General features: G+C 69.9%; 16 protein-coding genes. All 16 read left to right on the forward strand.

Going from position 1 to position 17,966, the window contains the following annotated elements:
- Window positions 1-14: 14 nt before the first annotated feature.
- The 16 genes from ACGFYU_RS00245 (at window position 15) to ACGFYU_RS00320 (ending at window position 17,865) form a co-directional block, all read left to right on the forward strand.
- Window positions 15-1,193 carry an ATP-grasp domain-containing protein gene (locus ACGFYU_RS00245; protein WP_393824960.1) on the forward strand — a complete coding sequence of 393 codons (1,179 nt, stop codon included), beginning with the start codon at window positions 15-17 and terminating at the stop codon, window positions 1,191-1,193.
- A 65-nt stretch (window positions 1,194-1,258) separates the two neighbouring features.
- Window positions 1,259-1,759, forward strand: a complete 501-nt coding sequence (ectA, locus tag ACGFYU_RS00250; RefSeq protein ID WP_393824961.1) for a diaminobutyrate acetyltransferase — start codon at window positions 1,259-1,261, stop codon at window positions 1,757-1,759.
- A gap of 221 nt (window positions 1,760-1,980) precedes the next feature.
- On the forward strand, window positions 1,981-3,471 hold the full coding sequence (locus tag ACGFYU_RS00255) for an aspartate aminotransferase family protein (RefSeq protein ID WP_393824962.1): 1,491 nt from the start codon (window positions 1,981-1,983) through the stop codon (window positions 3,469-3,471).
- Complete coding sequence (locus tag ACGFYU_RS00260) at window positions 3,461-4,672, forward strand: hypothetical protein (RefSeq protein ID WP_393824963.1); 1,212 nt, start codon at window positions 3,461-3,463, stop codon at window positions 4,670-4,672. Before ACGFYU_RS00255 ends, ACGFYU_RS00260 begins: the two co-directional genes overlap by 11 nt.
- An 11-nt stretch (window positions 4,673-4,683) precedes the next feature.
- On the forward strand, window positions 4,684-5,574 hold the full coding sequence (locus ACGFYU_RS00265; protein WP_393824964.1) for an EamA family transporter: 891 nt from the start codon (window positions 4,684-4,686) through the stop codon (window positions 5,572-5,574).
- Window positions 5,571-6,158 carry an isochorismatase family cysteine hydrolase gene (locus ACGFYU_RS00270; protein WP_393824965.1) on the forward strand — a complete coding sequence of 196 codons (588 nt, stop codon included), beginning with the start codon at window positions 5,571-5,573 and terminating at the stop codon, window positions 6,156-6,158. The genes ACGFYU_RS00265 and ACGFYU_RS00270 overlap by 4 nt, the downstream gene beginning before the upstream one ends.
- The gene (gene hypE / locus ACGFYU_RS00275) at window positions 6,155-7,189 is read left to right on the forward strand and encodes a hydrogenase expression/formation protein HypE (RefSeq protein WP_393824966.1); all 1,035 of its coding nucleotides are present in this window, start codon (window positions 6,155-6,157) and stop codon (window positions 7,187-7,189) included. Before ACGFYU_RS00270 ends, hypE begins: the two co-directional genes overlap by 4 nt.
- Window positions 7,190-7,228: 39 nt before the next feature.
- The gene (hypF, locus tag ACGFYU_RS00280; RefSeq protein ID WP_393824967.1) at window positions 7,229-9,598 is read left to right on the forward strand and encodes a carbamoyltransferase HypF; all 2,370 of its coding nucleotides are present in this window, start codon (window positions 7,229-7,231) and stop codon (window positions 9,596-9,598) included.
- 16 nt (window positions 9,599-9,614) lie between these two features.
- A complete protein-coding gene (locus ACGFYU_RS00285; RefSeq protein ID WP_393824968.1) occupies window positions 9,615-10,862 on the forward strand; it encodes an ATP-grasp domain-containing protein in 1,248 nt (415 codons plus the stop codon).
- A gap of 47 nt (window positions 10,863-10,909) precedes the next feature.
- A complete protein-coding gene (locus ACGFYU_RS00290; RefSeq protein WP_393824969.1) occupies window positions 10,910-11,983 on the forward strand; it encodes an LLM class flavin-dependent oxidoreductase in 1,074 nt (357 codons plus the stop codon).
- A 39-nt stretch (window positions 11,984-12,022) separates the two neighbouring features.
- A complete protein-coding gene (locus ACGFYU_RS00295) occupies window positions 12,023-13,267 on the forward strand; it encodes an acetyl-CoA carboxylase biotin carboxylase subunit family protein (protein WP_393824970.1) in 1,245 nt (414 codons plus the stop codon).
- A gap of 53 nt (window positions 13,268-13,320) precedes the next feature.
- Window positions 13,321-14,559 (forward strand): MFS transporter, encoded by a 1,239-nt coding sequence (locus ACGFYU_RS00300; RefSeq protein WP_393824971.1) that lies wholly within the window; start codon window positions 13,321-13,323, stop codon window positions 14,557-14,559.
- Window positions 14,556-15,053 carry a cobalamin B12-binding domain-containing protein gene (locus ACGFYU_RS00305; RefSeq protein WP_393824972.1) on the forward strand — a complete coding sequence of 166 codons (498 nt, stop codon included), beginning with the start codon at window positions 14,556-14,558 and terminating at the stop codon, window positions 15,051-15,053. The genes ACGFYU_RS00300 and ACGFYU_RS00305 overlap by 4 nt, the downstream gene beginning before the upstream one ends.
- Window position 15,054: 1 nt before the next feature.
- Entirely contained in the window at window positions 15,055-16,338 is a 1,284-nt protein-coding gene (locus tag ACGFYU_RS00310; protein ID WP_393824973.1) for a methylaspartate mutase, read from the forward strand.
- Window positions 16,335-16,841, forward strand: coding sequence for a flavin reductase family protein (locus ACGFYU_RS00315; protein ID WP_393824974.1), 507 nt, complete (start codon window positions 16,335-16,337; stop codon window positions 16,839-16,841). Before ACGFYU_RS00310 ends, ACGFYU_RS00315 begins: the two co-directional genes overlap by 4 nt.
- A 16-nt stretch (window positions 16,842-16,857) precedes the next feature.
- Entirely contained in the window at window positions 16,858-17,865 is a 1,008-nt protein-coding gene (locus ACGFYU_RS00320) for an aspartate-semialdehyde dehydrogenase (protein ID WP_393824975.1), read from the forward strand.
- Window positions 17,866-17,966 lie beyond the last annotated feature (101 nt).

Here is a 17,966-nt window from a genome sequence, read left to right on the forward strand (position 1 = left end):
TGGAGGGGTGATTGATGCAGAGGCTTCTACTGATAGGTGTGGGGCTGACGGGGCGGCCCTATGTCGCCGCGGCCCGGCGACTCGGGGTGCGGCTCCATGTGGTGGAGACGGAGGCGAACGCCGCGGCGCTGGCCGACCTCGTCGACGAGATCACGGTATGCCGGGGTATGTCGGACGAGGCGTGGTACGAGGCGGCGAGCGATGCGGCGCGCACGGCCCGGCCCGACGGTGTGGTCGCCTTCAGCGAACCGCACGTGCTGGCCGCCGCGCTCGTGGCGGATGAACTCGGTCTGCCGGGACCGTCGTTGAAGTCGGCCGTACTGTCACGCAACAAGGCGTTGCAGCGGGCCCGCTTCGCCGCGGCGGGGATAGGCCAGCCGGAGTTCCTGGTGGCCGAGCGGCTGGCGGATGCCCGGGACTGGGCCGCCGAGCGCATGCCCGTGGTGGTCAAGCCGCTGTCCTCCGCCGGCAGCGCGGGCGTGGAGCTCGTGGCCGACCCGGCCGCGTACGACGAAGCCGTCGAGCGCCGGGGCGGCGAGGGCAAACTCCTGGTGGAGCGCGCCGTGACCGGACCGGAGTACAGCTGGGAGGCGCTCGTCCGCGAGGGCAAGGTGTGGTGTGCCAACCTGACGGCGAAGGAGACCACGGGTCCGCCGTACTTCGTGGAGACGGCGCACCGCACGGTGGCCGAGGTGGACGGCGAGGCCCGGGACCGGGTGGCCGAGCTCGGTGCCGCCGTCCTCGACGCCATGGGCATGGACACCGGCATCGTCCACCTGGAGTTCCGGCTCACGCCCGGCGGGCCGGCGGTGATGGAGGTCGCGGTGCGCACTCCGGGCGACCGGCTCATGGACCTGCTGGGCATGGCCTACGGCATCGACTGGTACGAGACGGTCATCCGGATGGCACTGGGCCGCGAACTCCCGCCGCCTCCCACCGCGCTGTGCCGCACCGCGAGTTACCTGCCGTCGGCGCATCCGGGAACGGTCGCCGAGGTCCAGGGCCTGGCCGAGGTCCTGGCCCATCCCGCCGTCGTGGAGGCGGAGGTGAACGTCGCGCCGGGTGATGCCGTCGCACCGCTGCGGTCGTCGGCCGGACGCGTCGGGCAGGTGCTGCTGAAGGCGTCGGACGCCAAGACCCTGGAAGCCGCGCTCGACGAGGTGCGCGGCACCCTCCGGGTGACGACCCGTTAGATACGGGTCAAGGGTGTGACGGGCGCCCTAGGGGCGCGGGAGCTTGATCGCTAAGTTCCCCTCGCATGATCACTACACAGATTGACAGCCCGGCAATCCGGGACGGTGCGGCCATCTGGCGGATCGCCCGGGACTCGAAGACGCTCGACCTGAACTCGTCCTACAGCTACCTGCTGTGGTGCCGCGATTTCGCCGCCACGTCCGCGGTGGCCCGCGGCGCGGACGGTGAGCTGGTCGGCTTCGTCACCGGGTACGTCCGGCCCGATCGCCCGCGGGTGCTCGTCGTGTGGCAGATCGCCGTCGTCCAGGAGCAGCGCGGCCAGGGGATAGCTGCCGCGCTGCTCGACGCACTCACCGCGAGGGTCGCCGCCGCCGGCGGCCTGGATGCCGTCGAGACCACCATCACCCCGGACAACGACGCCTCGATGCGTCTGTTCGCCTCCTTCGCGCAGCGGCACGGGGCCGGCATCGACCGCACGGTGCTCTTCGACAGCGAGCACTTCCCCGAAGGCGGTCACCTCCCCGAGGTCCTCTTCCGGATCGGCCCGCTGGTCCCGCTGTCATAAGGGGTGATGAAAACAGACATGTCGGATTAGGGGTGGTGCAAGAAGTAATTCCATAACCGGAAGCGGAATGGTGCTACTCATTTTGTGCAGGCAAAGTAGGACACGCTTCGCAGGACCGGCCTGATTGTTAATTCTGATCCCACTATCTGGGAAACCAGCCCGACGCTGTTGCCGGGGTTCATGGTGCTCGGTATGTTCTAAACGATCACTGGCGCCGGGGGGTGGCCGGGTCGCGCGGCGTCACCGCCGCAGTTCATCGGAAATTCAACGGGGGAGACGTTGATGCACGACCATTTTCTGTTTCCGGTACGCATTGCCGCGAGCGGGCTCGAACGGGCGGCGAACGCCGCATGAACGTACGAGTCGTCACTGAAATCCCCGGTGAGGCGTCGAAGCGGCTGCTCGCCGAACAGGCGGCCGTCGAATCGTCGGCGCGCGCCTATCCGCTACTCACGCCCATCGCCATCAGCCACGGCGACGGCGCCTACCTCACCGACGCCGACGGCAACGTCTTCCTGGACTTCCTCACCGGCGCCGGCGTGCTGGTGCTCGGCCACAACAACCAGGAACTGCTGCGCGCGGCGCAGGCCCAGCTCCAGGTGAGCACCCACGGGCTGGACTTCCCCACCGAGGCCAAGGGGGACTTCAGCCGCGAGCTCCTGCGGATGCTGCCCGAGGCGATGCGGGGCAAGACGAAGATCCACTTCTGCGGTCCCACCGGGGCCGACGGGGTCGAGGCAGCGGTCAAGCTGTGCAAGACCTACACGGGACGCAGCGGCTTCGTCTCCTTCCACGGTGGTTTCCACGGCAGCACGCAGAGCACGCTGGCATTGACCGGACTGCGGGCCTCGAAGGAACTTCCGGGAAATCCCTCGGTCTCCTCCTTCTTTCCTTACTCCTATTGCCACAAGTGCCCCCTCGGGCTGAAGCCCGACAGCTGTTCGGTGAATTGCATCCAGTATCTGGAAAACATGCTGAACGATCCGAACGGTGGCACCCCGAAGCCTGCCGCGGTGATCCTGGAACTGGTCCAGGGAGAAGGCGGCGTCATTCCCGCGCGCCCCGACTACGTTCGCCGGCTCAGGGACCTGACATATGAACTTGACATTCCACTGATTGTCGACGAGGTGCAGACGGGCTGCGGCCGCACCGGAACGTGGTACGCATTCGAGCAGTACGGCATCGAACCCGATGTCATCGTCTCGTCGAAGGGGCTCGGCGGCGGGCATCCCGTATCGGTGATCCTCTACAACGAGCGCCTCGACGGCTGGAAGCCCGCCGCGCACACCGGAACCTTCCGGGGCAACCAGCTCGCCTTCGCCGCCGGCGCGACGCAGATCCGGGTGATGGAACGCGACGACGTCCTCGGCAACGTGCGGAAGGTCGGATCCCACCTGGAGGACGGCCTGCGCCGGCTGCAGGAGGAGCACGACTTCATCGGTGACGTCCGGGGGCTCGGCCTCATGCTCGGCGTCGAGTTCGGGCCGATCGGCACCTGGTCGGCAGGCGAGGTCGTCGACCGCGTCCGGACGGCCGCACTCCGCCGGGGCCTGATCTTCGAGCCCGCCGGACGCGGCGGATGCGTCGCCCGCCTCCTTCCTCCGCTCAACCTGACCCGGGAAGAGGCGGACGAGGCCCTGGAGATCCTGACCGCGGCCGTCTCCGAGGTGGCGGTGTCTGCGGAGTCCCTGCGAGGGCACGATGTCCGCTGACACGAGCCCCGTCAAGGTCCTCAAATTCGGCGGATCCTCGTTCATCGACCTGACGGACTACACGTCCGTCGCCGCGTACGTGACCGGGATGCTGACGTCCGCCGACACCAGGATCGCCGTCGTGGTGAGCGGCATGTCCGGAAGCACGGGACGACTGCTCGAAGCCGCGCTGAGCATCGATCCGAATCTGCAACCGCAGGTCCAGGACCAGGTCCTGTCCACGGCGGAGATGGTCAGCGCGAGCTTCCTGCGTGCCGCACTGAACGCGGCCGGCTGCCCGAGCACCGACCTGTGGGCACCGCAGGCGGGCATCCGCAGCGACAACGCGGCCACCCAGGCCCGGATCGTGTCCATCGACCCCGGGCCGCTGCGCGAAGCCTTCGCCGAGCACCGGGTGGTCGTGGTGGCCGGCGGCCAGGCGATGGACGACGACAACCGCATCACCATGCTCGGCCGCAACAGCTCCGACCTCACCGCGGTCGCGCTCGCGGCCGGCCTCTCGGCCGGCCAGTGCGACATCTTCGGGGACACGCCCGGGATCTTCACGACCGATCCGCATGTCGTTCCGTCCGCCCGGCTGATGCCGCAGCTGACGTACCGGCAGTGCCGCGAGATGTCCGAGTCGGGTGCGAAGGTGCTGCACTGGGGCGCGGTCCGGTACGCACAGGAGCACGGCGTCGTGATCCGCTGCCGGCGGGCGTCCGAGGCGCTCGCCGGGGAGGCCGCAACGGGCACCTCGGTCGGTGCCGGGCCGGGCGGGACCGCGGTCGTGGGCGACGCGAGGATCCGGCTGTACCGACTGCCGCCGGGCGACGACGTCTCCGAGGCGGTCCTGGCACTGCGCGACGTCAATCTCGTGGCGCGGCCCGTCGACCACGACGGCACCACCCTGCTGGCATTCCCCGCCGGACAGGAACCCGCACGCTCGCTCGCGGAACTGGGCCTGGACGCGGAACCCGTCGACGGCTTCGGCATGGTCTCGGTGGTCGCGCCGGACGGCACCGCCACGAGGCGGCTCGTCGCCCGAGAGGACGTCGACAGCACGGTCCGCTCCGTGCACGAGGACCTCTACGGAACGCCCGACGCCGTGGACCACACCGGAGCCTTGTCCAAGCCGCGCTCGCAGTACAGCGGCCTGCTGCTCGGGCCGTCGGCCCCGGCCGCGGGCGCCCGTGAGTTCACGACCGCCGGCCGGGAGTAACGGAGCAATTCATGCGGATCGTCCTCGGCCTCCTCGTGACAGCCGTATGGGGCCTCAGCTTCTCGATGATCAAAATCGCGCAGGAGACCTTCGACCCGCTGTTCCTGCTGGTCCTGCGGTTCGTTCTGTGTTTCCTGCCGGCGGTGTTCTTCGTGCGGCGCCCACAGGTCCCGCTGCGACAACTCGTCGCCTACGGCCTCGCGTTCGGGATAGGCCAGTTCGGTCTGCTCTTCTTCGGAATCAAGGCCGGACTCTCGCCCGGCCTGGCCTCCGTGGTGCTGCAGCTCCAGGTGTTCTTCACGATCGCGTTCAGCGCGCTGCTCCTGAAGGAGCGGATGACGCGGGGCCAGATCGCGGGGATCGTCCTGGGATTCGCCGGCGTCAGCGTCATCGGCGGGATCACCAAGGGCTCGGTCACGATCGTCGGCCTGGCACTCGTCGTCTGCGCCGCCATGTCCTGGGGCGCGGCCAACCTCATCGTCAAGAAGATGGCCCACGCGGATCCGCTCGGGCTGATCGTATGGTCGAGCCCGATACCAGCAGCGATCCTGCTGCCCTGCTCGCTCGCCATCGAAGGCTACGCATCGATCGAGTCATCGGTGCGCAGCATGGACTGGACGTCCTTCGGGGCGCTTCTCTTCATCGCGTATCCCACGACGGTCATCGGATATTCCGTCTGGAACGCACTTCTGCAGAGGTACGAAGCGGCGCGCGTCGCACCGCTCACCCTGCTCGTCCCGGTGTTCGGTCTGGCCTCGTCGATGTTGATCTTCGACGAACGGATCACGCTGCCCAAGGCCGTTGCCTGCGGCCTGCTCGTTCTCGGGCTCTGCGTGAACCAGGTCAGCGTCCACCGCAGGCAGGTGCCCTCTGCCCCTCACATCAAGGAGACATTGTCATGAGCAAAGTAGCCGTTCTCACGAACGACCTGCAGTACGAGCTGGTCAACAAGAACCCGGAGCGCCTGCACGCGGTGACGGAGTCGATTCCCGTCTTCACCGGGTTCCTTGCGGGGATCCGGGACCGGGGGCACCACGTCGTGCACCTGCAGATCGTCAACCTGCCGGACGACCCGAACGCGGAGCGCTGGGCCGACGGCTACCTGCCGGTCGAGAAGGGCACGGCGGGCGCCGAGATCATGTCCGAGTTCCTCGACGACTCGGACATCGTCCTCGAGAAGCACAAGGACAGCGGGTTCTACGAGACGGACCTGCACGAGCGTCTCCAGGCGCTGGGCGTCGACACCGTGATCATCACCGGCATGCAGACCCAGATCTGCGTGCAGACCACGGCCGCCGACGCGTTCTTCCGCGGCTACAACGTGTGGGTTCCCTCCGACTGCGTCGTCTCGGCGCACGAAGCCGACCGGACCCGCGCCCTCGAGTGGCTCGACGGCTACTGCGCCACCGTCTCGGACTCCGCGACCATCCTGCAGACCCTCGACGCCCAGGGCGAGCTCCCGCGCAAGGAAGTGGTGACCCCGTGACCACCGCACCCGCATTCACCGACGCCGACACCGTCATCCTCGACCACGGCACCGGCGCCCGCCGCAGCCGTGAGCTCGTGGAGCTGACCGCGGCCACCCTCGGCGACGTCTACACCGGCGAGATGGAGGACAGCGCGATCCTGACCGTGGACGGCGCGCAGATCGCCGTCACGACCGACTCCTTCGTGGTCGACCCGGTCCTCTTCGGCAACGGCGACATAGGCAAGATCGCCGTCTGCGGCACCGTCAACGACCTCGCCGTCGCCGGAGCGGAGCCGCGCTACCTCACCCTCGCCATGATCCTCGAGGACGGGCTGCCGCTCTCCACGCTGGTGCGCGTGCTGACCTCGGTCCGGGAGACCGCGAAGGAAGCCGGCGTCGTGATCGTGGCCGGCGACACCAAGGTCGTCCGCAAGGGCGAGGCCGACGGGATCTACCTCAACACCACCGGAGTCGGGGTCTTCAAGCGCCCGCCGCTGCGCATGCGGGACGTGAAGCCCGGCGACAAGGTGATCCTCAGCGGCCCCATCGGCAACCACACCGTGCACCTGCTCTCGATCCGCGAGGGCCTCGGCTTCGAGACCCGCGTGCTCAGCGACTGCGCGCCGCTGAACGGGATGCTGGACGGCGTGTTCGAGGCGACGGGCGGCGGCGAAGGAGTGCACTCCATCCGCGACGTCACCCGTGGCGGCCTCAACGCGGTCCTCAACGAGTACGCGAGCGCGGTCGGCACGACCGTGCTGGTCGACGAGCCCGCGCTGCCGATCCAGGCCGAGACCGCGATGGCCATGGACATGCTCGGCGTGAGCCCGCTCAACGCCGCCAACGAGGGTTGCGCCGCCCTGTTCGTCGCCCCCGAGGTGGCGGACACGGTCCTGGAGGCCCTGCGCAGCCACCCGTACGGCGCCAAGGCCGTGGTGATCGGCGAGATCACCGACGAGCCCGAGCCGCGGGTCCAGCTGCAGGACGCCGAAGGCCGGCGGGTGACGCTCGCCGAGCTCGCCGGAGCCGAGCTGCCCAGGCTCTGCTGACCGGGACGGGCTAGGGCAACAGGGGGAGACATGGAAACGATGGAGAGCACACAGCGGTGGCGTGTGCGGGTGACGGGCGTGGTCCAGGGCGTCGGCTTCCGGCCGTTCGTCTACCGGCTGGCGCACGAGCACTCGCTCACCGGCTGGGTCAACAACGACAGCGCCGGCGTGTTCCTGGAGGCCCAGGGACGCCTGCCGGACCTGTCGGCCTTCACCGCCGCTCTGTCGGCCGAGGCGCCCCCGCTTGCCCGGGTGAGCGAGGTCTCGGTACAGGAACGGCTGGCGGCCTCGCAGGACGGGGCCGACGCGTTCGTCATCCGGGAGAGCGAGAACTCCGGTACGGCCACCACGGTCGTACCGGCCGACTCGCACGTCTGCGACGACTGCCTGGCCGAGATGAACGACCCGGCGGACCGGCGCCACCGGTACCCGTTCATCAACTGCACGCACTGCGGACCGCGTTACTCGCTCATCCGGGGCCTCCCGTACGACCGGGCGGCCACCACCATGGTGGCGTTCCCCATGTGCGCGGCCTGCGAGAGCGAGTACCGCGACCCGCTCGACCGCCGCTACCACGCCCAGCCGACCGCCTGCCCCGACTGCGGACCGAAGCTCACCGCATCGGTCCGGGACGGGGACGGCACGCTGCGGGTGGTCGGCGAGAGCGACGACGCGCTGAACGCGGCCCTGGACATCGTGCGGAACGGCGGGATCGTCGCCGTCAAGAGCGTCGGCGGCTTCCACCTGGCGGCCGACGCCCGGAACGCCGAGGCGGTCGCCCTGCTGCGCAAGCGCAAGCGGCGCGACAGCAAGCCGTTCGCCGTCATGGTGAACGACCTGGCGTCGGTCGACGAGATCGCCTCGCACACCCCGGCCGAGGACGAGCTCATGCTCTCCCCCGCCCGCCCCATCGTCCTCCTGCGCAAGCGGGAGGGCGTGCTGCCGGACAGCGTGGCGCCCCGCAATCCCAGTCTGGGCGTCATGCTGCCGTCGGCCCCGCTGCACCACCTCCTGCTCGAACGGGAGGGCCTGGACGTGCTCGTCATGACGAGCGGCAACGTCTCCGGCTACCCGATCGAGTTCCGCAACGAGGACGCCCTCGCCCGCCTCTTCGAGGTGGCCGATCTCGTCCTCCACCACGACCGCGACATCGAGACCCGGGTGGACGACTCCGTCGTCCGCACCTCGGACCACCCGGACCTGGACCGGCCCCTGGTCTCCTTCCTGCGGCGCTCGCGCGGCTACGCCCCGTACGCCCTGGACGTGCCCGTCGAGGTCAGCCCGGTCATCGGACTGGGCGCGGAACTCAAGGTGACGGTCTCGCTGGCCCGCGGCCGCAGCGTGTACATGAGCCAGCACATCGGCGACGTCAAGAACGACGAGACCTTCGAGTCGCACCGCACCGCCGCCGACCACCTCGCACGGCTCTACGAGCTCGCCCCGAGCCTCGCGGCCTGCGACCTCCACCCGGACTTCCGGGCGTCCCAGTACGCCCGCGGCACCTACGGCGTCGACGTCGAGGAAGTCCAGCACCACCACGCTCACATGTCCGCCTGCATGGCGGAGAACCAGCTCACCGGCACCACCATCGGCGTGGTCTTCGACGGATCGGGCTACGGCCTGGACGGGACGATCTGGGGCGGTGAGTTCCTGCTCGGGGACTACAGCGCGGTGGAACGCGTCGCCCACCTGCGCCGCCTGCCGCTCCTCGGCGGGGACCAGGCGGTCCGCGAGCCGGTCCGCACCGGGTTCGCGCTCGCCGTCGACGCGCTCGGCGACAAGGACGCGGCCGCGGCCGCCTTCCCCGCCCTCGGCGTGCTCGACGAGCAGCAGCGCTCCGTCTACGCCGTCATGGCCGCGCGCGGCATCAACTCGCCGCTCGCGTCCAGCATGGGCCGGCTCTTCGACGGCGCCGCGGCACTGCTCGGCATCTGCACCCACTCCGAATACGAGGCGCAGGGACCGATCGAGCTCGAGGGCCTGCTCGGACGGGACCTCGACCTGGAGCGGTCGGACGCCTACCGGGTGCTGCGGCAGCCCGGCGAAGGAGCGGCGGAGCTGGACTGGCGGCCGCTGATCGGGGCCCTCGCCGGCGACGTCGCCGCCGGGACCCTCCCGGCCGTGATCTCCCGGCGCTTCCACTCCGGGATCGTCGACATGGTCGTCGCCGAGTGCGAGGAGATCCGCGACCGGCGCGGCATCAACCAGGTCGTGCTGTCAGGAGGCGTGTTCCTCAACGAGTTCCTGCTCGTCAACTGCCTCGTCGCCCTGCGGCGGGCCGGGTTCGACGCCTACTGCCACCGGCTCGTCCCCACCAACGACGGCGGCATCTCGCTGGGCCAGGTCATGGTGGCCAGCGCACGACAGGCGGACCGCCGGCGGGCCGAGCGCCATCCGGCAGAGAGCTGAGATTCGAGGAATGTCCATGTCTTATCGCGTACTGATGGTGCAGCCCGCGTTCTCCGCGATCGCCTACGCCGCCCACGCCCGAGCCCTCGGCTGGGACGTCCTCGTGGCCTCCCACGAGGCCGGGAGCCGCGTGGTGGCCGACACCGTGCGCTCCCTCGCCACCGAGATCATCACGGTGGACACCAACGACAGCGAGGCCCTCGCGGCCGCGGTCGGCGAGGCCCACCGGCGCAACAGGATCGACGCCGTCGTCGCCGGCGGCGAGTTCTACGTGCCGGCCGCCGCCCGGGTGGCGCAGCAGCTCGGGCTGGCCGGCCTGGACCCCGCCACCGTCGACAAGGTCCGCCACAAGCCGACCATGCGTCAGGCGGTGGCGGACGCCGGCCTGCTGGTGCCCCGGTTCGCCGTGGTCCGCGACCCGGCGGAGCTCGACGAAGCGTGCGCGTACGTGGGCTTCCCCGCCGTCATCAAGCCCGTCGAGTCCGGCGGCAGCATCCACGTGTCGCGCGTGGACACCGTGGAGGAGGCACGCGCGGCGCTGGCCGTGATGTACGCCGACGAGGAACTCGAGTTCGACAGGCCGCTCGACACCGACGCCGTCCTGGAGCAGTACGTGGCCGGCCAGGAGTACAGCGCCGACGGCTACGTGCGCGACGGCGAGGTCGTCGTCGTGGCGGTGACGAGGAAGCTGCTCGGCCCCGAGCCGCGCTTCCTCGAGATCGGGCACCTCACCCCGGCCCCGCTCGACGAGGTCACCCGGCAGGAGATCACCGAGTACGCGGCCGGCGTCGCCAAGGCCGTGGGCATCACGGTGGGTCCGTTCCACTGCGAGCTGCGCCTCGACGGGGACGGCCGCCCGGTCCTCATGGAGATCGCGGCCCGCCTCCCCGGCGACAAGATCACCGAGCTCATGGAGATGGCCACCGGGCTGGTGCTCCCGCGGATGGTCCTCGCGGCCGCCACCGGCTCCGACCCCGAGGCCCTGGGCGCGTACCGGGAGCCGGACGCCGCGTCAGCCGGCATCCGCTTCCTGACGGCGGGCGGGTCGGGGGCGTACACCCGGCTCGACGGCTGGGAGGAACTGACGGCCGAGCCGTGGGTGGTCGCGAGCCAGGTACTCATCGAACCGGGCGCGGCCATCAGGACGAACGAGGCGGACTACCGCTGCAGGGTCGCCGTCGTGGTGTTCACGGCGGGATCGCCCGCCGAGGCGCACGAGCGCTGGACCGAGATCGGCGAGCGCGTGCGCGTGCTCACCGACTGACGGCCGCGCGACCAAGCATCCCCACCCACACATCGAGGACAGGAAACATGGATCCCCTGCGCATTCACTGGTGCTCGCCGCCGGACACCGGTCAGGCGACGCCCACCGACAAGTACAAGATCGGCACGCTCGACATGGGCGAGGTCGTCGACTTCGTCCAGGAGGCCGAGGAGCTCGGCGTCGACAGCCTGCTGCTCGGGATCGGCCACTACCTGCCCGATCCGCTGCCGGTGGTGGGCGCCCTCACGCAGGTGACGGACCGGGTCAAGTTCATGCTCGCCTACCGTCCGGGCCTGCTGTCGCCGACCCTCTTCACGCAGGTCGTGAACACGCTGTCGTGGATGTCCGACGACCGCATCGCACTCAACATCGTCGCGGGGATCTCGCCGGCCGAGCAGGCGGGCTACGGCGACTTCCTCAGCCACGACCAGCGCTACGCGCGGACCCGGGAGTTCCTGGAGATCATCCGCGGGTTCTGGGGAGGCGAGTCGCCCCTCAGCTACGACGGCGAGCACTACACCATCAAGGACGCGGAGCTGGGCCTCGGCTACAAGCACGGAGGCAGGCCCGAGATCTACATCAGCGGCGCCTCCGCGGTGGCCCAGGAGACGGCGCTCGCCCTCGGCGACTGCTGGCTGCGGTACGGGGACACCCCCGAGGCACTCGCCGAGGCGGGCCGGCCGCTCATCGAGGGCGGCACGCGCGTCGGCACCCGGATGCACGTGCTGGCCCGCCCCACGCGCGAGGAGGCGGTCGCGGAGCTCGCCCACCTGATGCGCAACCCCGACCTGGCGCACGAGGCGTACATCCGCGACTTCGTGGCGACGGTGGACTCCGAGGCGGTGAAGTCCTCCTACCGTCTGGCCGAGCAGGTGGACGGCGAATGGCTGTCGCCCTTCATCTGGACCGGCGCCGTCTCCTACCGCGGCGGTTCCGCGCTCTGCGTCGTCGGCAGCTACGAAGAGGTGGCGCGGTACATCCACTCGTACAAGGCCGCGGGCGTCAGCGAGTTCATCTTCTCCGGCTGGCCCACGCGGGACGAGATGCGGAACTTCTTCACCAACGTCATGCCCCTGATCCGCGACCTGGAGCGCGCGGAGTCCGCGACGTCCGCGTCGTGAACGCCGTGAACCCCCGCAGGGAAGGCTGAGGAGCAGCTCATGCACATTGTTGTCATCAACCGCTGGCCGAGGTTCTCCGACGGGCGGCGCTGGGATCACGAGCTCAGCCGCTTCGACGAGTTCATCGACCACGACCGGCACCGTGTCAGCTACGTCGTCGACGCGGTCGGCCGGACCGGCGTGCTCGCGGACCCCGCGCAGATCGCCTGTCTCGTCGAAATCGAGGATGTCAACGATTTTGAGGCGCTCTGCGGGGCGGTGCGCGAGGCCGAGGACCGGGTGGGGCCGGTCGACCGGCTCGTCGCGCTCTCCGAGTTCACCCTCGGGATCGCGGCGGAGGTCCGCGAGGCGCTGGGCATCGACGGCCCGCGCCCCGAGGACGTGGCGGTCTACCGGAACAAGCTGACGATGAAGGAGGTCGTCGCGAAGGCGGGGGTGCGCGTGCCCCGCTTCGCGCCGTGCGGCGACACGGAAACCGACGTCGCGTTCGCGCGGTCGGTCGGGTACCCGCTGATCCTCAAGCCGGTCGCCGGGGCCGCCAGCATCGGCGTGCACCGCGTGGACGACGAGGCCGCGCTCCTGTCGCTGCTGGAGACGGTCGACACGGCCGACTACGAACTCGAGGAGTTCATCGAGGGGACCATCCACCACGTGGACGGATTCGCCGACGACGAATCGAGGATCCCGTTCCAGTTCGTGTCCCGCTACATCAACGACTGCCTGGCGTTCGAAGCGGGCAATGAGCCGCTCGGCTCGGTCGTGCTGCAGTCCTCCGAACTGCGCACCCGTATCGAGGAGTTCGCCCGCACATGCGTGGCGGCTCTGGGCATGAAGTCGGTCCCCTTCCACCTCGAGGTCTTCGTCACGGAGAGCGGAGAGCTGGTCTTCCTGGAGATCGCCGGCCGCATCGGCGGAGCGGAAGTCCCGTACCTCACCCACCGACTCTTCGGCATCAACCTCTGCGAGGTCTGGCTGAACGCCCTCTGCGAGGGGACGGTGACCCTCCCGCCGCGGGCGGGGGACCCGTCGGGCGGCTGGCTGATCATCCCGAAGCCCCGGCAGCTGCCGGCGCGGGTGGTCTCGGTGACGTCCCCGCGCGAGGCCGTCACGACCGTCTGGCGCGAACTGGTGCCGGACGCCGGGGAGGTCATGGACCCGGGCGGCAGTTACGACGCGGTGCACAGCGGGCGCTACATCCTGGTCGGCGACGAGGCGGCCGTGGAGCAGGACATCCGCACGATCATCTCCGGCTTCCGCATCGAGACCGCGCCGGTGCTCGAATGACGGCGCCGCACGCCGCGGAGCACACCGCGGACGAAAAGGAAGCACACGACACGATGACCACACGACGACGGCTGCAGCGCAACCTCTTCGGCTGCGGTGTCCTGCTCGGCATCGTCGCGGAGCAGATCGTGCTGTTCGCGGTGCCGCTCATCATCTTCGAGGACACCGAGAAGGTCTCCGCGCTCGGATTCGCCTACGCCATCGAGTGGCTCCCGGCCCTGCTGGCCTATCCGTTCGCGGGGCTCCTCGCCGACCGGGACGGCGGCGCGCGGCTGTTCTCCCTGGTCTCCGCGGGCCGGGCCCTCGTCCTCGTCGGCGCCGTCATCGGCTGCCTGACGGTCCCGTCCCTGCTGACCCCGATCCTCATGGTCTCCGGGGGCCTGCTATCCCTCCTGATGGCTCCGGTACGGATGTCCATCGAGAAGGTGGTGCCCCAGCTGGCCAAGGGCACCGAGCTGGCGAAGACCCAGGGCCTGGTCCAGAGCATGGAGGTGTCGGCGATGGCCGTCGGCCCCGCCCTCGCACTGCTGGGCGTTGCCTTCATCGGCAAGTTCTGGCTCCTGGTCTGCGCGGCCGCGGCGTTCCTGGGCGCCGCCGTCTGCTGGCTGCCGCTGCCCCGCGGAGTGCGGTCGACCGGTGGCCGCAGCGCGCGGGAGAACATCGCCGAGCTGCGGCTGGGCTGGTCCCTGCTGGTGGGCAACCGGCCGCTCGTGCTGCTGGCCGTCCTCAACTTCTCGATCAACCTCGTCTTCGCCACCGTACTCAGCGCCAACGCGGCACTCATCACGGGCGTGTTCCACGCGCCGGAGTCCGCGTACGCCCTGCTCAACATCGGCGTCGGCGTCCTGGGCGCGGTCAACCTCCTGGTGGTCCCCTTCCTGCTGAAGCACTTCGACGTGCGGGTGCTGGGGGTCTTCGGTCTCGCCCTCGTCTGCCTGAGCCTGGCCGTGCTGGGCTTCGCCACCTCGATCCTGCTGTACGGGCCGGCGTTCGTGGCCGCGATGGTCGGCGTGACCTACTTCAACATCTTCAACCGCACCCAGCGCATCAAGGTCATACCGGAGGAGCACCTGGGCAAGGTGATGGGGCCCTTCTACCTCCTCAACCTGCTGTCCCTGCCCATCGGCGGCCTCCTCGTGGCCGGCGTCGGATCCAGCTGGGGACCGCAGCGGCTGGTCGCCGTACTGGCGATAGCGCTCAGCATCTTCGGTGCGGTCATGCTGCCGCTGACGATCCGCGCCTTCGGCCGCGCGATCCCGGCGCCCGAGAAGTCTCCGGTGGGGGTGGAATGATGGAGGGCAGTTTCCGGTGCCTCCTGACGACGGTCGAATCGGATTCGCACTTCTGGAATCTCATCTACCTGGAGAAGCTCCTCGAAGAGCACGGAGCGGTGGTCCACAACCTGGGCAACTGCACCCCGGCGGAGCTCGTCGTGCGGAAACTCGCCGCGTACCAGCCCGATCTCCTCGTGGTGTCCAGCGTCAACGGGCACGGCTACTACGGGGCGCGCGAGCTGCTGACGCAGATCCACCTCGCGGGCCTCGACGTGCCGTGCGTCGTCGGCGGCAAGCTCACCACGGCCGCCTCGGACAACGACCGTGTCCGCCGCGACCTGCTGGCGCACGGGTTCACCGACGTCTTCGTCGAGGAGGACGCCGTCGAACGCTTCCGCGAGCTGCTGAACTTCGGTGTCCGCTTCGGATTCTCCGAGTGGCGGGCCGACGCCCCCGTGGTCGCGCCGTGGGACGGCCCCGCGCACACCCTGGACATCGGCTCGGGGCGTTGACGTGTCCGGTTACTTGGACCGGCTCGTCGCCGAGGCGCGCGGCCGGGGAGACCTCTTGGTGCAGCCGCGCATGGGCTTCGGGACGGTCGACACGATGCGGGCCGGCCTCCGGAAGGTGGCCGCTCTCGGCCTCCCGGTCGTCGGCACCATCACCGTCGACAGCTACACCCGCGTAGGCGACCACGTCAGCCCCCTCGAACGCCTCATGGCGGGCGAGGAGCTCAACGGGTTCCCCATCGTCACGCACCCGCCCGAGCGGACCCGCGAGATGCTGGACGGCCTGTACGGGCCGTCGTTCCCGATCCAGGTCCGACACGGTACGGCGCTCCCGCAGAAGGTCATCGAGAGCCTGGTGCGCGCGGGACTGGACACCACCGAGGGCGGCCCCGTCTCCTACTGCCTGCCCTACAGCAGGCTCCCGCTCACCCGGGCGGTGGAGGCCTGGGCCGAAGGGTGCCGCTTCCTGGCGAACGAGACCGAGCGCGGCCACATCGAGAGCTTCGGCGGTTGCCTGATGGGGCAGCTGTGCCCGCCGTCCCTGCTCGTGGCGATGACCGTCCTCGAGGGCCGGTTCTTCCTGCAGCACGGAGTGCGGCACATGTCGCTCAGCTACGCGCAGGGAACGCACGGCGCCCAGGACCGCGGAGCGCTCCGCGCCCTGCGGGAACTGGCCCGGCTGTACCTGGGGGACGCCACCTGGCACGTGGTGCTCTACACCTACATGGGCCTCTTCCCCCGGACCCCGGCCGGCGCGATCGACCTGATCGGCGACAGCGCGCGGCTGGCCCGGGACACGGGCTGCGAACGCATCATCGTGAAGACGGTCTCCGAGGCGTGGCAGATACCGAGCGTCGCGGAGAACGTGAGGGCGCTCAGGCTGACCGCCGCCACCCCGCCCGGCTCCACGGACGCCGACCCGGCACTGGAGGACGCGTACTTCGCCGAGGTCCTGGAGGAGGCGCGCCGCATCGTCGATGCCGTCCTCGACCTCGATCCCGATGTCGGGAAGGCACTGGTGCAGGCCTTCGAGCGGGGAATCCTCGACATTCCCTTCTGCCTGCACCGCGACAACCGGGGCGAGGCGACCTGCACGCTCGACGAGCGGGGGGCCCTCGTGTGGGGGAGCACGGGGAACCTCCCCTTCTCCGGCCGGACCAGGCAGGAAGAGGTGGCGCCCCTGAGCTCCGGTGAACTGTACAGAATGCTCAATCACGTCGCTGACCGTTACGACAACGGGCCAGCCGAGCGGCGAACCATGAGCCGCTCCGGGGGAGGAACACCATGACAGTGGCTTCTGAGCGCTTCAGCGAGCTCTTCGGCTCGTTCCCGACGCCGATCGCGATCGTGACGGCCATGGGCGCGGACGGCGAGCCGCTGGGGTTCACCAGCAACTCGGTCTGCGCGGTGTCGGCGGCCACGCCGACGCTCCTCATCTCCGTGGGCAAGGAGTCCCGGACCCTGCCGGCGATCGTGTCGTCGCAGGCCTTCGCGGTCAACTTCCTCTCCGCGGCGGGCGAGAGCACCTCGCGGTTGTTCGCGAGCAAGGCCGCGGACAAGTTCGCGGACGTGGAATGGGAGCCCTCGGCCCTCGCGAACGGCGCACCCCTGCTCACCGGCGTGGCCCTCGGCTATGCGGAATGCAGGGTCGAGGACGCGCTCCAGGTGAGCGACCACTGGCTGTTCATCGCCCGGGTGGAGGGCACCGCCGTCTTCCCGCGCGAACCACTTCTCTACCGCAAGGGCCGCTACAGCGTGTGGCAGCCGCAGTACGCCGATTTTGTCGCATGATGGAAAGGACCCTTACGTGAACGCCCCTCGTATAGCGATCGCCGGCGGCACCGGTGCCGTGGGCCGTACGCTGCTCAACCTCCTCGAGGAGCGGGCCTTTCCGATCTCGGGGCTGCGGCTGATGGCTTCCGAGCGCTCCGCCGGCACGACCGTCACGGCGCTGGGCCGCACCACGGTCGTCGAGGACCTCGCCACGGCCGACTTCGCCGGCACCGACATCGCCTTCTTCTCGGCCGGGACCTCGGTGAGCGCCCGGTGGGCGGCCAAGGCCGCCGCGTCCGGCGCCCTGGTCATCGACAACACCAACGCCTTCCGGATGGACGAGGATTCCCCGCTGGTGGTGCCGCAGGTCAACGGTGGCCTGCTGGCCGACCGGCCGGTCTCGGGCATCGTCGCCAACCCCAACTGCTCCACCATCCCGCTGGTTCGCCTGCTGCGGCCGATGCACGAGGAGTACGGGCTGCGGCGGGTCACCGTCGCGACCTACCAGGCGGCTTCCGGCGGCGGTCAGAGCGGCATCGAGGAGCTGCGCGACGGAACGCGCGACGTGCTCGCGGGTCGGCCCGCGGCCGCCGAGCGGTTCCCCGAGCCGCTTGCCTTCAACGTGGTCCCGGCCATCGACAAGTTCCAGGAGGACGGCTTCACCCTCGAGGAGCAGAAGATGCGCCAGGAGTCGCGGCGCATCCTCGGCCTGCCCGACCTCGACCTGGTCGCGACCTGCGTCCGTGTGCCGGTCGAGAACGGGCACAGCGAGGCCGTGGTCGTCGACTGCGAACGCCCGGTGGACGTCGACGGGTTGACCAAGCTGTTCGCCGCCCAGCCCGAGGTCGAGGTCTGGACGGACCGGGTACCGACGCCGCGGACGGTGACGGAACGCCCCGACCACGTGCACGTCGGCCGGATCCGGGTGGACCCCGAGCGGCCGACCCGCGCCCTGTTCTGGCTCGTCGCCGACAACCTGCGCATCGGTGCCGCGCTCAACGCCCTGCAGATCGCCGAACGGGTCGTCGAGGAGCGCGCCTAGGGCGCGTATCGAGTCGTGATCAATTTGCGGGACGTGCCTTCGTGGCACGGTCCGGTCCGATGGACGGTCTTACGTGACGCGAGTGCAACTGACCGATCCGG

This window comes from Streptomyces sp. NPDC048337 (genome assembly GCF_043201175.1).
Taxonomy (GTDB): Bacteria; Actinomycetota; Actinomycetes; order Streptomycetales; family Streptomycetaceae; genus Streptomyces.

Bases quoted from the DNA above. Each gene is read 5' to 3' on its own strand.
- ACGFYU_RS00245 (WP_393824960.1), top strand. From the start codon at position 15: ATGCAGAGGCTTCTACTGATAGGTGTGGGGCTGACGGGGCGGCCCTAT.
- ectA (WP_393824961.1), top strand. From the start codon at position 1,259: ATGATCACTACACAGATTGACAGCCCGGCAATCCGGGACGGTGCGGCC.
- ACGFYU_RS00260 (WP_393824963.1), top strand. From the start codon at position 3,461: ATGTCCGCTGACACGAGCCCCGTCAAGGTCCTCAAATTCGGCGGATCC.
- ACGFYU_RS00265 (WP_393824964.1), top strand. From the start codon at position 4,684: ATGCGGATCGTCCTCGGCCTCCTCGTGACAGCCGTATGGGGCCTCAGC.
- ACGFYU_RS00270 (WP_393824965.1), top strand. From the start codon at position 5,571: ATGAGCAAAGTAGCCGTTCTCACGAACGACCTGCAGTACGAGCTGGTC.
- hypF (WP_393824967.1), top strand. From the start codon at position 7,229: ATGGAGAGCACACAGCGGTGGCGTGTGCGGGTGACGGGCGTGGTCCAG.
- ACGFYU_RS00285 (WP_393824968.1), top strand. From the start codon at position 9,615: ATGTCTTATCGCGTACTGATGGTGCAGCCCGCGTTCTCCGCGATCGCC.
- ACGFYU_RS00290 (WP_393824969.1), top strand. From the start codon at position 10,910: ATGGATCCCCTGCGCATTCACTGGTGCTCGCCGCCGGACACCGGTCAG.
- ACGFYU_RS00295 (WP_393824970.1), top strand. From the start codon at position 12,023: ATGCACATTGTTGTCATCAACCGCTGGCCGAGGTTCTCCGACGGGCGG.
- ACGFYU_RS00300 (WP_393824971.1), top strand. From the start codon at position 13,321: ATGACCACACGACGACGGCTGCAGCGCAACCTCTTCGGCTGCGGTGTC.
- ACGFYU_RS00305 (WP_393824972.1), top strand. From the start codon at position 14,556: ATGATGGAGGGCAGTTTCCGGTGCCTCCTGACGACGGTCGAATCGGAT.
- ACGFYU_RS00315 (WP_393824974.1), top strand. From the start codon at position 16,335: ATGACAGTGGCTTCTGAGCGCTTCAGCGAGCTCTTCGGCTCGTTCCCG.